General features: G+C 41.0%; 13 protein-coding genes. All 13 read right to left on the bottom strand.

Features of this window, described 5'->3' with window-relative positions; genetic code table 11:
- Positions 1-276, bottom strand: a complete 276-nt coding sequence (locus tag ABC357_RS16830) for a hypothetical protein (protein WP_412888770.1) — start codon at positions 274-276, stop codon at positions 1-3.
- 58 nt (positions 277-334) lie between these two features.
- Positions 335-508, bottom strand: a complete 174-nt coding sequence (locus ABC357_RS16835; RefSeq protein WP_412888771.1) for a hypothetical protein — start codon at positions 506-508, stop codon at positions 335-337.
- A gap of 34 nt (positions 509-542) precedes the next feature.
- Complete coding sequence (locus tag ABC357_RS16840) at positions 543-1,433, bottom strand: hypothetical protein (protein WP_412888772.1); 891 nt, start codon at positions 1,431-1,433, stop codon at positions 543-545.
- 16 nt (positions 1,434-1,449) lie between these two features.
- Entirely contained in the window at positions 1,450-2,397 is a 948-nt protein-coding gene (locus tag ABC357_RS16845) for a hypothetical protein (protein ID WP_412888773.1), read from the bottom strand.
- Positions 2,381-3,874 (bottom strand): ATPase, T2SS/T4P/T4SS family, encoded by a 1,494-nt coding sequence (locus ABC357_RS16850; RefSeq protein ID WP_412888774.1) that lies wholly within the window; start codon positions 3,872-3,874, stop codon positions 2,381-2,383. Before ABC357_RS16850 ends, ABC357_RS16845 begins: the two co-directional genes overlap by 17 nt.
- Positions 3,871-5,013, bottom strand: coding sequence for a CpaE/TadZ family protein (locus ABC357_RS16855; protein WP_412888775.1), 1,143 nt, complete (start codon positions 5,011-5,013; stop codon positions 3,871-3,873). The genes ABC357_RS16850 and ABC357_RS16855 overlap by 4 nt, the downstream gene beginning before the upstream one ends.
- Positions 5,014-5,040: 27 nt before the next feature.
- Positions 5,041-5,712 (bottom strand): CpaB family protein, encoded by a 672-nt coding sequence (locus tag ABC357_RS16860; RefSeq protein WP_412888776.1) that lies wholly within the window; start codon positions 5,710-5,712, stop codon positions 5,041-5,043.
- Between the two features lie 129 nt (positions 5,713-5,841).
- Complete coding sequence (locus ABC357_RS16865; RefSeq protein ID WP_412888777.1) at positions 5,842-7,308, bottom strand: hypothetical protein; 1,467 nt, start codon at positions 7,306-7,308, stop codon at positions 5,842-5,844.
- Positions 7,309-7,310: 2 nt separating this feature from the next.
- Positions 7,311-7,697, bottom strand: coding sequence for a hypothetical protein (locus ABC357_RS16870; RefSeq protein WP_412888778.1), 387 nt, complete (start codon positions 7,695-7,697; stop codon positions 7,311-7,313).
- A complete protein-coding gene (locus tag ABC357_RS16875) occupies positions 7,690-8,199 on the bottom strand; it encodes a hypothetical protein (protein WP_412888779.1) in 510 nt (169 codons plus the stop codon). Before ABC357_RS16875 ends, ABC357_RS16870 begins: the two co-directional genes overlap by 8 nt.
- 41 nt (positions 8,200-8,240) lie before the next feature.
- Positions 8,241-9,911 (bottom strand): NlpC/P60 family protein, encoded by a 1,671-nt coding sequence (locus tag ABC357_RS16880; protein ID WP_412888780.1) that lies wholly within the window; start codon positions 9,909-9,911, stop codon positions 8,241-8,243.
- The gene (locus tag ABC357_RS16885; protein ID WP_412888781.1) at positions 9,908-12,079 is read right to left on the bottom strand and encodes a hypothetical protein; all 2,172 of its coding nucleotides are present in this window, start codon (positions 12,077-12,079) and stop codon (positions 9,908-9,910) included. The genes ABC357_RS16880 and ABC357_RS16885 overlap by 4 nt, the downstream gene beginning before the upstream one ends.
- Entirely contained in the window at positions 12,063-14,129 is a 2,067-nt protein-coding gene (locus tag ABC357_RS16890; protein ID WP_412888782.1) for a VirB4 family type IV secretion system protein, read from the bottom strand. Before ABC357_RS16890 ends, ABC357_RS16885 begins: the two co-directional genes overlap by 17 nt.
- Positions 14,130-14,148: the final 19 nt, after the last annotated feature.

Below are 14,148 nucleotides of genomic sequence, written 5' to 3' on the forward strand. Positions count from 1 at the left end.
TTACAATCCTTCAATAAAATCACCTCTTAGCGTCGGTTCCATCGTGCCTTTAAACTCCACATCTTCCTCTGAATAACCCACTTTGCTAAGCAGACCCATCATATCTTCAATATTTTCCGCAGTGAAATGACCATCGACCGCAGCCCTCTCTACACCACGCTGTATGGCTACTTCAACCACCTTCTCCCTTGCTTCTTCCACCCGATCTAGTGCGGGCTGAAATAACAAAATCAGTGTGAACGGCATTAACATCAAAAACACAAGCAACTTTTCCATTCATGAACCTCCTTAAATAGGCATCCTTTCGGGCCCGTTAAGACCCGAAAGCGACAGATTATTTTGTACCGCCAAAATCAACCATTTTATCATTTGCGTTACTGATGATATGTTGGGTATTTTCCTTCATCTTCACCGCATCACTTTGGACACCTTTGTCATCGTAGATGGTTTTAGTCGTTAGCCCCACAGCGAATAATAAGATCATTAGTAAGATAATTAGTTTTTCCATTCCTTCATTTCCTCCAATTCATTCACAATTTGTGTTAGTTCATGCCATTAACAGTCGACATGACCTCTTGATACCACATAAAAAAGACCGTTAACTCATTGAAAAAGACAGATAAAGCGCCAATGACTACAAGCCCAAAAATCATTGTTTTTCTTCTACTTAAATATTCAGTATGTCTGTTGTAGAGGGCATTTGAAAATTCCTGTCTTTTCTGTTCCAGTAGAAGGAAGGCTTGTTCCTTTTTAAGGGACTCTACTTCGCGCATGACCACGCTCAACATCTGTGCATCATGGGTATCGAGATCCTTGGAAAACAACTCCCACGCCTCTGTCAGTTGCTTCTTTTCAAGATAAGGCATCATCTTCTCCAAAGTAGGCCGAATCTTGTTGTAGTATGGTAAAACACGTTGAATTATATAGTAACTATTACTTGCACCTTCATCCTCAGCCTGGAAGCTCGCTTTGATTTCGTTATACAGCTGATAGGTCTCATTCGACACATCGTTTTTACGCTTACGATTCACTTGCTGAACGATAAAACTTAATGGATAAGGATGTTTAGGCGTTAAGATAATAGGAATTGTTGCCCATATGGCTAAATCAAAATAAGATACATACCTGTCACTCGTTACAAGCTGCAAACATGCAATCACCAACAAAAAGAATAATAGGGCAAAGCGAAAGAAATTCAGTCGAACGCTTGTTATCCATTTCGGCATCCCATTTTTCCGCAAGAATACTTCATGCTTTTCGTTATAAAACTTCCCTTTATACTCTTGAACTGTCCTCTGTATGCCTCTCCGGCTAAAACGGCTTTTTCGACGCTCATCATATTGAGATTGCTTATAAAAGCTCCAACTAAGTACTAGGAGAACACCAATGAGGAGGATATATAACAAGTCGTAGTGATCCATCATCCACTTCATTTCTTCCACTTCCTCCTTACATCTTTTTAGGTTTTTTCACGACTATGGCCAGCACAATTCCAATGACTCCAAACATCACAGATATCAAAAACGATTTAATGCCCCCAGCTGTTTGGAATTGATACCGAAAGACTTCTCCCCCAGGGATTAGCCATCTATCATTGACGAAATAGAGCCCGACTAATAAAGGCAACGGAGCCAGTCCAATGAAAGCCGTCTCTCTCGCTTCTGTCTCTGCATTTTTCACTCGCTTATTAAATTCCGTTATATCTGCCACTAAATCTTCTAATAAACTGCTGACTATAATCCCTTCATTACAAGCCCGAAGAATAATAGTGGCTAAGTTTTTCCCTCTGAAGTGTCCTAATTGAAACGCAAAGTTCTCCGAAGCTAACACTCTAGCATCATGATCATCATGCATTCGGGCAAACAATTTGGCGTACGCTACACGACTGGCTCCTGTCGTATGGTCCACCGTTTCTTTTAAAGCGAATAACATGTGATGCTGATTCTTCTCATATTCTTGAAGCAAGATAACCGATGTTTCTACTAGGCTGCCCTGCAGATAACTCTGTTTTTGCTTATGAACGGTGTACAAGTAAGCCGTTGGAATGACATAAATCAAGATCAACGCAAACCCGAAGGACAGAAGAAATTCGTGTAAATTAAGGTAAAGAACGATCAACAAACAGAAGAATATAAGAAATTGAAAAATGAAAATCTTTGAAAAGTAGTTCGCTTCATATTTTTTGATAGCTGAAGATAAAAGAAAGTGGTATTGCTTCAACCATTTGTTTTTCAGCCATTTTGTATTGTAATTGGCTAATTTCAGCTCTTTATTAATTCGAAGGCGCTCTCGAATTTTGGATACCTTCAGCCCAAGGCTTAGCCAAATACCAACTAAAGCGCCCAGGCCGACAAGATAAAGTAAGAGTTTCATAATCACTTCAATGTTCAAGGACATGCTTCACACCCTCTCCCGATAAACGCTTTAAGGTGTTCCGAAATGTTTCATACGCTTGAACATTGTATTTGGAAATCAAGCGAATCAAGCGATTAGAAAGCGTGTCGTTAAACGTCCAACTATCTGTCGCATAGTCATATTCCATGATGGAATACATGCGGGATACTCCATTTTCGACCTCATAAAAATGAATACCAGTTACTTTCTTCTCCAAGCATTCTTCCCCATCCCGTTTCACCAGGAATTCATCCATCGAAATGGAGTAATGTAGATTTCGAGCAAATGTATTATAAATGGCCTGCGCATCCACATGGTTTGGATAGTACTGCATGTACAGATTCCCTAAAATAGCCGGAATATTAATCGGATCTAGGTCATGAAGCGTTCCTGTCACTTGTTTAATCCCTTGTAAGGAAGCCCGCCTAAAAAGACCAACCTCGTGTTCTCGAATTTCCCCAATGACCACTCTTGATATGTCGTGTCGGAGTATGGATGAAGTAATAATGTTCTCAAATTCCTCCCCACGGCCAATAATATGCAAGACATTTGAATGGCGGTGTAGCTTTCTTACATCCCACTCCGGAAAGCTTTCGGCATAAACCGTATTAATTCGTTCTGGAACCTTTTTGCCATTCACCACTTCGTATAAAGAATAATGAAGAAATGATTGAAGCATGGTCGATTTCCCACATCCAGGAGGACCGGCAATCACACTGTTTAACGTAAAACGGGCCAAACTTTCAAAAAGAGGGATGGATTCCTTCGGAATTGTGCCATATACGCTTAATCCCTCAAAAGATAAATCCTTTACGACTTTCTTCCGCATCGTAATAACCGGCTCTTCATGGATTCGGTTCGGAATCATGATGGATACACGAATATTGTCATGCGTTCTTGTTTCTATTTCCGGTGATGAATGTTCATTTAAAGACGTATGTGCATGCATATTGGAAAATCGGTGTGCTAACTCCATCACCTGCCCTACTGATCGGAATCGGAACGGTTGAAGCTCCCACCCCCAGGAACGCTTAAATTTAATATCCGTTCCCAGGACTTGTGCTCCCTCACTCTCTTTTTCGTATTTATAGGCAGCCAAGGGCCCCCATCCAAATTCTTCTTCAAAGATGCCCTCCACCAAGCTTCGATAATAAGAAGGAAAGCGAGTATCCCTCAATCCCTGTTCGATTATAAATTCTTCAATATGCTTTTTAATTAAATGGACGGCCGATGATTCCCCACGCATAGCATTGTGATAAATATTGACATAGTCTTCTTTGGTGCCGCCATTGACTTTTTGTTCAATCTTCTTATCATAAATCGCATATATGTGTTTCTTAGACTGAGCACATACCTCGTAAAAGTCTTGATCGATCACGCGAATTTGTTCATTTTCTGACCCACGCTGAAATGTTTTCACATCCAGCACTTTTCGTTGTGAGGGTGGAATATAGGTTGTAACAGACAAAGAATTCGTCATTTTGCTTTCACCTTCAGAAACCCGAAAAGGGCGTTTTTAGTAGTACCCGCAGCTGAATGAATCCCTGAAATTTCATTTCCTATCGTCTTGGCCAGTCCGTCAATGGCTTTCACAAAGGGTGCATACTCAGATAAATACAAGATGCCATCTTCAATTTCAGCATCATTGGCTTCTGGAAAATAAGGAACCTGCATCAACAAAGGAACACCTTGTTTTTCTTCCAAATGCTTCGCTGTCAGTATGGCTTTTGTCGCAAACTTATTGATAATTTGATACGTTGTCTTCGGGAAGAACGCAAATCGATTTAGCACTTGTTCATTCCATCTCTTATATTCATCAATCGAAAGCTGTTCTTGCGAACTGACTAATATGTGAGTGTTCGACATCTGCAGGGCCGTTAATGGCAGATAACTATCATAAAAAGCTCCGACGTCCAATAGCACAATATCAAAATACTCCTTCGCATAATGAATCAATCGTTCAACAGCTGCCCCTTCATACTGGGCGGCTTTATAATAGTCTCGATTGCCGGGCAGATAATATAAATTCTCTACCTTTTCAAGATAAGGAAGAAGGCTTTCCCCTCCATTGATGACATTGGTCTGAAGAAGATCATATACTTGATCGAACGAATACGTCGCCGGACTTGTGACAATCTCTCCAGGATTATAGGGATTCAGCCCAATGACAAGTGTTTTATAGTTTAAACGGCTGATGGCTAATCCCGTAGAAAGAGCCAGTTGAGTTACCCCCACTTGTCTATGGGTTCCTTTAAAAACAACCACATTATGGTACTCTGTTTGTTCTTCCAGCCCGAACCATGATTTCTGAATAACCTTTAATTGATCCCTTTCAGCCCATTCTTTTGATACAAGTAGAATGTCATGTGCTACACAGGATTTTTCAAAAAAGGCGTCGATTTCATCCGCCACAACAAGTATTTTTTGTGAGGGGAATGTCTCACGTAGTTGAATGATATCCATCGCATTGAGTTCACATTGTTCCAGGACAATCACTTCCATTTTTTTATGTTTCTGCAGCTCCTCTAATGAACGTACTTCCATACATTCTTCGAATTGAAGCGTGTGTGAGACTATCCTTTTCAAACCCTCATTTGCATTCACAATAGCTGTTTTCACTAGACCACATCCTTTCTCTTTGTTTCATTAGTAACTAAGTACAAATCGATAGCCTTCCAAATATAATTTCTCTAAATCCTTAAACTGAGAGAGAGTCATGCTTAGTTGGATGGTGGAAGGATTTTGGGAACCAAACAAGCGATCATCCCCAGGTTGTGTACCAGTCACTTCATCATTTTTACTGCCTTTTACGTAAGCAACCACTACATCTTCAAGCACATAATCATCTTTAATGACTGCCGTATTAGAGTCACCTTCTGTTTTAGACGATTGTTTTCCTGAGTATAGAGCCGAAATGTTTACTTCATCGTATCTCCGTAAAGTACCAGGAATCTCAACTACCCAATCATTCGGAATAGAAAAGAACTCATAATCCGGTGATGGGCGTAGCTTTGAATGATCAAGTGCTTTAATCGAAATAAATTGATTTGCTTGAATGACTTGTGTAGCCGTTTTACCAATCACATCATCCACACTTCTGTACATCTCATCGGTCACTAATTCTTTGGGCATTTGGAAAATCCAAACTTGTTCTCTTTTAATAGGAGTATCTTTTTCAATGACATCCTTCGCCATCACTACTTGGGTTGTAGTGAATGACTTAAATAAGTCCAACTCGTTTGCCAAAACTGCACCAATGAAAAGGACAAAAAAGAAAACAGAAAACAGTAACTGCCTGTTCAATTTCTTTTTTTTCATATCATTGCTCCCTTGTTGTTTTGTACCTTCAGACTAAGTGTATTTCACTCATTTGTAACTGACAGAAAATTTTTTGACCCTATTTTCTAACATAAAAAAAGCACTCTCTACAAAAGAGAATGCTTTGGCTCATTTGAATAATCGACCAAAAAACCGAGTACGTTTGACATTCTGATCGGTCGGTATCGTATACAAGTTGAACTCAAGTCGTTTACCAATGTCTTCATAAATGCCAGTCAATGACTTTTTAAGGCTATCACTATAATGAAAAGGAAGTTCGTTTTCGTACGATGCCTTATAAATGGATTCATAACTTAAATAAGGACAATACAAACTTTCGTTGATTCCTATTTCCTCTAAATCATCCGGCTGAATAACATCCACATGTTTATTGATTAAAAATTGCGCTTTTGAACCTAATCCCTCATTCAAAAACAACGCTAATTTATCCATATTCGGAATAATAGACAACGGCATCATATCAATACAGACAATATGTAAATCAAATTGTTTAAATAGCTCCTCCTGCCAATAATCATTTAACTCTGTCATGGGTAAATAGCCAAAATCCATAATCTTAATGATTTCTGTACTGATATTCATATACCTCATGAATTCCTCATTAGAGAAGGAGTTCAGTCGTTCAGCTTCCGGATCGAGTGAATAAAAGGATATCCCCTTGTGTACGGGAATTTGTTCTTTAATGACCGGTATCTTACGGGCCACTTGATGAGGGACACTACTAAAATGACTATTTTCCTGGAATAAATTGATCGCGTCAGCTTGGTACGTTTTCCCTACCGAATAAACAGGATTTTCGAAGACACCCACACCTACATATTGCTCCTGAAAAAAGGCGGCTAAATTCATCGCATGAAAAGTGGCTCCGGCACCCTTTGATAGCGAATGGATAGCTATTTTTTTGGGCTGAATGGTAATAACCTTTTCGATGATTTTTTCTTCCACAATCGTTTTTACCCGTTGTTTCGATTGACTGCGGGCGATCCGAGAATTGGCTGGAATTTCAGCATCACTTTGCTGTTCTTCTCCGCCCGTTTGCTTTTCCAGTGCTTTGTTTTGCTTTTTCAGGAGTTTCTTTTTCTCTGTTTTTGATTCTTCCTCCTTTGATGCAGACTCTTCAGTAAGAACCGGTGTTTCTGTTAGAATGTACTCTTTTACGTCACTTAGTGATTTAGGATGTTCAATCCACTTTATTAAGCTATCAAACGTAAAGGAATCCGCAAAGTAAAAATCATAGATACCTAATTGAACGAGACTCTCCTTAAAATTTGAGACATAGTTTGCTTCCACGGGCAGGAATAAAATAAGCCTTAATTCAGAACGCTTGATTCTAATTTCTGTCAGTCGCCCCAACATCTCTTTCAACTTAATTTCAATAGGGATATTATCTCGTGTCGCTTCAGCTATGATGGCAACATTTGCAGCGTTTTCCTCTTCTGAGGTCGCCCAATGATAGAAGGTATCAAACGTATAATCACTATTTACGACCGAGTAGCCTTGATTGGGAAGCTCCCGAAGGAGTACTTCTTGGTAATCCTTCGGAAACACAATATGCAACTTATTTGGACGTTCCATTCTTATGCACCACCAGTCAGTCGTGTCATAATGTTATCCACAAAGCTAATCATGATGCCTGCCACTTCTGGAGCGTAATTCACCAGGACAAAAAACAGAATGCCGATGCCAAGCAATGATCCAGCTGCCAATTTCAATGGTTTAAAGACCAATCCTCCTAACGCCATAAACCCTGATAAAACAACCACTATGACAATAATGGGAATGGAATACTCCTTAGCCATGGCCCCCATGCTGTCGATAGAAACCTGTTCAGATGTGGTCTTAATTTTATTCAGATCATAACCGCCTCCTGTTGGCATATCTGCATAGGCCGTTGTTCCTCCTGTTACATTCAAAAGAAGCAACATCCCTAAAAGACCACATACAATCAACCATTTGTTACTCATCTATTTCCCCTCCTTCATCTTTTGTGAAAGCAATAATCTTTTTCTTTTTATACTGAACCTTATATTTAGGAACTTCGGAATCATAATCCAAACTAATCACCATGTGATACGTCAATGAATCCTCTTCTAAAGGAAAGAACCGAATGTCTGTTACCTTTTTTCCTTTCGTTAGGTATTCCGAAATATAATGTCCTTTTTCAATATCTAAATCTACTTTTCCTAATCCTTCTATGGCTTTGTCACTGACAGTATTGGAAAGACATTGATACCCTGTATCCCCTAATGTATCTCCGGCCATTAAACAGGAAGAAAACGAAGTTAACATTTGTTCTGCCTGTTCCTTTTTATTGACGGGAGGGATAGACTCTTTGAATATCTTTTCTTCCTCATCTAGGGAGACCTTTGCGTCTTCTTTGATAACGCCTTGTTTCGTGACAGGGTTCTTTTCTTCAGCTCTTTTATTCGCATGAAGAATTTGATACCCCACTTCGATACATAACAATAGAAGTAAAAGCGTCACAACGACTTTAATGAAACGAGCGCTTATTTTAATAACCTCCTTACATGGCCAGAAAAATGCGACATCCAATACGGATTGTTCATGTTCACGATCGCTACACCGGTCGACGTTTGGCACCCAATGAATTGACCATTGCCAATATAAATTCCTACATGACCATCATTCTTATACGTGTCCCAAAAGATGAGATCACCGATTTGTATCTGACTGAGCGAGATCCTTGTCCCTAATTTATTGAGCGTTTCCGTGGAAGTAGAGGTTAATGGACCTAAATTTATACCTGCCTGCAGGAAGGACCAATGCACAAAACTCGAACAATCCAGACGGCCACGGTTTATATCACTTTGACTACGCCCACCACCGAACACATAGGTGGATTTACCGAAAAATGTATAGCCTGCCGAGGCGACGATTTTAGCAGCATCACTAGGCGCATTCTCCAGTCCAGGCAAGTTAAGAGCAGGAGTCTCACAGTTCATCGTCAATCCACCAAGGCTTCTGACAAATTTAGTGACATTAGGAATCCAGTTATCATTTAAATGATTAGGGTCATTCGCTGCATTTTTGGGCGCATATACAGCTCTTAATTTCTCTAATGTATTTAACCCATCTTTGATAATCCGATTATGGAGTGTCCGTCCCATTGACTCTAATCCTTCCGTTAAAGACCCAAAGACAATTTGACCACCCTCCGGTCTCATCAAACCACCAGGATTATGCTTCTCATACACGGCATTACTGGTACCGCCTCCGGTTTCTGAAAAAGCGATGGCAGCCATCAATACAGGATCAATGCCATTCTTTTTCGAAACAGCTAGTACAGTATCTCCGTAGCCCGCAAAGGCTCCTGCAGATGTAAAGGCGCGATTCCAAGATTCCATGTTTACTTCTTTCGTAGGCGAACAGGAAGCACCAAGCCCAACACCAAAATCTGCCCCCAAATCAGGAAACTCTTCATCTAAGAAGCCAGCCTCTAAAATATCTCTAAAATGTTGCTTTTGTTCTTCCGTAAAGCCGGCTTGATCCATGGCTTCTTCTGCCGACAAAGCTATGACTTCGACACGCGTATTCTTTTGGGCACGAAGACCATCCAAGGCAGCCGTAATCTTCAAGATGGAAAGATTATACTTTCTGAAAAAAGCTTGTATTGCTTCCTTTCCTTGAACCTCCTTATGCTCTGTCACTTTTTCAGGAATTTCTTTCTTCTTTATACACTTCTTTGTAGAAGGATCTGTTTGCTCGCAAACCGTTTTGGCAGGTTCATATGTTTCATAGACCAACCGGATGAAATAGTAGGCAGAATCGTGTGGATCATGTTGGTCCATATCCTCGTTCTCATAAAGAACCGTATTAAAGGCTAATAAGTCTTTTGGAGAGATACCTAGTTCTGTCGCTACCTGCTGGTATTCATTGACTTTATTTGCCTCAACATCCGGCAAGAAGACGGAAACCGTCACCATCACAAAAAGCAACAATACTAAAGCACCGCCCCAGATGGGGGCGGTTTTAAGGAGAATACCGGATGCCAGTTTTTTCAACCCGGCTGCAGCTAGTTTCTTAAGGGCAGCCTTCCCTTTTTTCATCACAATCTTTTTAGCCTTATCTCCGGCCTTCCCAGCCAATTTCCCCATGGCTTTTGCGGTATCTTGGGCTCCATTTTTATGTTGATAATCATTTGGCTGCTTATGGCTCATAGGCGCCCACTACTCCTTACTTCAGATTGTAAGGACTGCATGTCATTTGCCTGCTGATCCATATTGGACGCCCGGTTTTGTATATGATAAAAGTTCGCTTGCTTTGTCTCTAATTGCCGCGTTTCATAGGCATGCTTATTAAATGTAGCTTCTTTCTCATGAACATTTTGTTGAGACTTTTGAATTTCAGGATGAGGTAATCTCTTTTCGTTTTTCGCCCAAGCTTGTCCAGCCTCCGTATGAGCACCGTACTGGGAAGTGATGTGATTATGTGCTAGTTTGGCCGAATCTAATTCATAACGGGCAGATTCTTGGTTAGCTCTCGAATCACTTAGCTGTTGCCCGATACTTCTACGTTCTCCTACTTTGGCAATAGCTACTTTTTGTTCAGGACTACCAATCGCCGAACCTACAAATCTGTTTACGGCTCCTACAGTTGTCCCTAGAGCCTTTCCTGTTTTGCCTCCAATTAATTCTTGACCCATTCTTCCCATTTCACTAGGATCGTAGAGTTGGGCATTGTCGGCATAGCCAAGCCGTTCAGAAGTAGGGCTGTGAGGATTATCTGTTTTCCCTAGTGCCTGGTCAAAGACTCCACCCGCATATTCGCCGGCATACTCCCCCATCTTTCCTACCTTCTCACGAAGGGAATTTCCTATTGCACCAGCTCCTCTTCCTATTTGTGAACCAAGTGAAGCTCCTGGTGCCGCATTCCCTGTTGTCATAGAGGAAGCAATAGCTCCAGCTCCTGCCATACCGGCAATGGCAGCTCCTCTCACGAAACTTCTCGCGCCATTCGACTGCGCCAGTGCACGACTGGATTTCGCCACTCCTTTTGAGGCTTTGGACAATATACCCAATCCCTTGCCCTTCAACCCCATACCACTGTCATTAGCTGTCTGTAGACCGCTATTAATAGGTGCAACACCTGAACCTCCACCTGACATGCCTCCATCAGATGACAATCCAGAGCCCTCTGTGGAAGAAGAAGACGATTTCCCGAAATTTCCCGTAGCATTTTTGCTTTCGCTAGTCTCAGATGACCCTTTACGTCTATTTTTACCGCCGGCAATCGTACTACCGATTTTCGAGATAGCCATCATACCAGCCATGCCCGACATATTGCTTGCGGAAGTTTTCATGCCACCACCGCCTCCTTCACCGGTGAAAGCGCCTACTAATCGATTAACTACGTCTGCCATGGCTGGAAGACCGAATAGCATCGTAATAATTAACCAAAAGCTAATGCTAGATGCATTTGTTAAGGTATAAAAGAATAACCCCAAGGCAATGGCATGACCGGCCTGCATAAATACATTTGAAATAAAGGTAGAAAACCAAAGGTTTAACGCACTCTTTCTGGATGGCATTATGGCCGATAGGACCACCAATGGAAACATGATGATCAATACGGCAATTTGAAGCATTCGCATCATATATTGATAGTTCAAGGTAAAGGTCATTCCAATGGCTAAAATAAGCATAATGGCTACACCAATGGATTTAGACCCTGACAAATCACCGTATTGGGAACTATCCCATATCGTACTTGTAAATCGTGTAATGGTTACACCAGCATCTTTCAGAACAACATACACAGCGTCCACCATGTAATAGTTGATATCAATAATCCATTCCCATAAAATATGGCCAAACCGCATCATTAAAACAGCTAATATGACACCGAACAAAATCTCTTTCACCTTGGACCTGACCTCGTTCGATTTCATAATGTCAAAAATGAGGAATAGCCCACTTCCTGCCAAAATCACAACGATTGGAATAGGTAATAGACTGGTGAAAAAACTATTAAAGGCACTAATCCCATCAAATAATCCAGAAGGGAAGATCCCAAAGACCATGTTTCCCCTATCGGCCGAACTCGTATTGGATAGTTGTTGGTCCTTTTTTGTGATGATTTCTTTTCGTTGGAATGTAAGCACTGAAACATCTTGGGCATTGGATAAATCCAACAGCCAGTCACCGACATTGATAATCAGCTTCGATAAATACTTTTCGATAATTCCTGGCTTATTTTTTTCCTCCATATTTTTATCATTCAAGATGGGGGCATAAGCAAAGGCTTGTAAGGGCTGAAGTAACAGCATCACAGTCAAAAAAGACAGAATCAGTTTTTTTATAAATGACCGTTTATTTGCCTGCGCCATAGTACGCGACCCTCTTTTCCTCAATACGATCAGGATTGGTTTCAAAGAGAATGGCTTCATAGGCTGAGCCGGCTACCTTAATTAAACTTCTTTCCTCATTTATCCGAAGAATGCCTAATCCTTCTCCTGCTTCCGTCGTTAAGAAATCAGCTTCAAAATTGGTTAGGTTGAATTTCTTTTGGACATCTCCAATATCAATGCTATCTTGCTTTAAAAACAGCTTAGTTGGCGCATTTTTCAAAATACCCAATCCATATTCAGAGCGCGTAAAGACCTCGAATCCCTGTGTAATCGCAATCATGGATGTATTAAAGAAACGAACAATCCGGAATTCATTTTCCAGCCATTCGGCCGTCTCATTATCAGCCATTGGAATTTGAGCCTCATCCACGACCATCCGTTTTCTTACATGTCGATCTTTATGGGAAAACTTAGTGGATAACCATTTAGTCGCAACGAACAAGCCAAGTGGCCGCATAATTTCTTGGTCTAGCTCTGATAAACCGAATCCGAATAAAGGTGTATCCTGAATACGAACCGTCGATTGTGTATCAAAAATGGCTTGAGTTGGTGCATCACCATGTACCGTAAAATTCTTCAGCAATTCAGCCACTATGCTCGTTTCTGGATCTTCCGTCAACTTTACATATAAGTCCCCAATTTGCGGCATGCTTTTCATCTGTTTTTTCATCGAAAAAATAGGCTTATGGTTCTCATCATATTGAGTTTCAGGACTTTCTATATAAATGCTTTCCGGTAATTCAGTAATGCCCCGTTCTCGATATAGTTCTCGAATTTTATTCCCAATCCGCACCTTTACAATGCCCGTCAGAGCCGTTTCATCCAAAATCTTAATCATCCGGAAAACAATAGCACGAGCTGCGATAACCGTTTCTTCAAGATTCACTCTTTTTTCAGATGTGCCATTCACCGTTATTTCCTCTACGTCTACATCAAAAAAGTTGATTTTATAAGGAGAAGAAACCCCTAAATCAATGTAAGGACAGCCCATTCCCTCTACATACCGTTTATAGTCCCCTTTAGGACAGATAATCACATGGCGAATTCCACGCAATGTATCATGGTGAACTAATCGTAATGTAGAGAACGTTTTCCCTGCTCCTGAACCGCCTGTAATCACAGCGTTCCTGTTCATTAAGCTTCGGTCCCAGGCATCGTAAAAGATAGGTCTGCCCAAATGATCTCTTCCCCATATGATCCCTGTATTATGAGAGATTTTTCCGTTTCCAAAAGGAAAGAAGTCGGCTAGATTCGATGTTTCGAAAGAAAACGTATGCTCTTTATAGAATGGCTCTTCGGATAAGGGAGTGATATTCTTCAAGGCCTGAAGCTGCTTCCCGTCCGGTGAACGCAAAATAATATCCTGTCCCGCAAAACGGCGAATCATATTATTCGAGAACTTTTTAAGTAACTTCAAATCTGTGGCGCTTGTCACCACTTGTAAGCTGACCCGAAAAGGTTTTTCAATATTCTGTCTCAAGCGTCGTTGACGGGCTTCTAAATCCCCTAGTTCATCCCGTAACTTCTCCCTTTTTTCGTCCGGCATTTCACGGTATAAATCGGATTTAATCCCTCTTATCCGCCGAGCAATATCATCTAATTCATCTGTTGTATCGACTGGATCAATGTGTATAGCCACATCGGCATCAGCTTGGCCGTAGGCACCCACTAATAATGGATCGAGCATCCCGGCAATCGTAGATCCTCCTGTTACCTCCGCATAATAAGTACGGAAGAACCTGGCATATTCATTGGTAGCTCCAATTTCCACAAAATAATCATTTACTTTGGTTCCATCAAAAGATAAATCATCCGGCAAGGTTTCTTTCATCATGGATGGCGCTACAAAATCTAATCCATCATTCTTTGTTTCTTCAGAAAGCACAAAATGTCTGCTTAACGAGTCCTCTAAATGGTCATCCTTCAAATCCATTTGACTTACCTTCTGCTTATCTAGTGCTGCTGCCCCTTTTCGAGACCTTGACCGGCTCCTATTTGCCTGTTTTTCTTTTTTAGCGAACAATCCCATCTACTAGCTCCTCCTCTCC

The sequence above is a fragment of the Bacillus kalamii genome (assembly GCF_047238185.1).
Classification (GTDB): domain Bacteria; phylum Bacillota; class Bacilli; order Bacillales; family DSM-1321; genus Bacillus_AD.

Bases quoted from the DNA above. Each gene is read 5' to 3' on its own strand.
- ABC357_RS16865 (WP_412888777.1), bottom strand. From the start codon at position 7,308: ATGGAACGTCCAAATAAGTTGCATATTGTGTTTCCGAAGGATTACCAA.
- ABC357_RS16850 (WP_412888774.1), bottom strand. From the start codon at position 3,874: ATGACGAATTCTTTGTCTGTTACAACCTATATTCCACCCTCACAACGA.
- ABC357_RS16830 (WP_412888770.1), bottom strand. From the start codon at position 276: ATGGAAAAGTTGCTTGTGTTTTTGATGTTAATGCCGTTCACACTGATT.
- ABC357_RS16840 (WP_412888772.1), bottom strand. From the start codon at position 1,433: ATGAAGTGGATGATGGATCACTACGACTTGTTATATATCCTCCTCATT.
- ABC357_RS16870 (WP_412888778.1), bottom strand. From the start codon at position 7,697: ATGAGTAACAAATGGTTGATTGTATGTGGTCTTTTAGGGATGTTGCTT.
- ABC357_RS16880 (WP_412888780.1), bottom strand. From the start codon at position 9,911: ATGAGCCATAAGCAGCCAAATGATTATCAACATAAAAATGGAGCCCAA.
- ABC357_RS16845 (WP_412888773.1), bottom strand. From the start codon at position 2,397: ATGTCCTTGAACATTGAAGTGATTATGAAACTCTTACTTTATCTTGTC.
- ABC357_RS16860 (WP_412888776.1), bottom strand. From the start codon at position 5,712: ATGAAAAAAAAGAAATTGAACAGGCAGTTACTGTTTTCTGTTTTCTTT.
- ABC357_RS16885 (WP_412888781.1), bottom strand. From the start codon at position 12,079: ATGGCGCAGGCAAATAAACGGTCATTTATAAAAAAACTGATTCTGTCT.
- ABC357_RS16835 (WP_412888771.1), bottom strand. From the start codon at position 508: ATGGAAAAACTAATTATCTTACTAATGATCTTATTATTCGCTGTGGGG.
- ABC357_RS16890 (WP_412888782.1), bottom strand. From the start codon at position 14,129: ATGGGATTGTTCGCTAAAAAAGAAAAACAGGCAAATAGGAGCCGGTCA.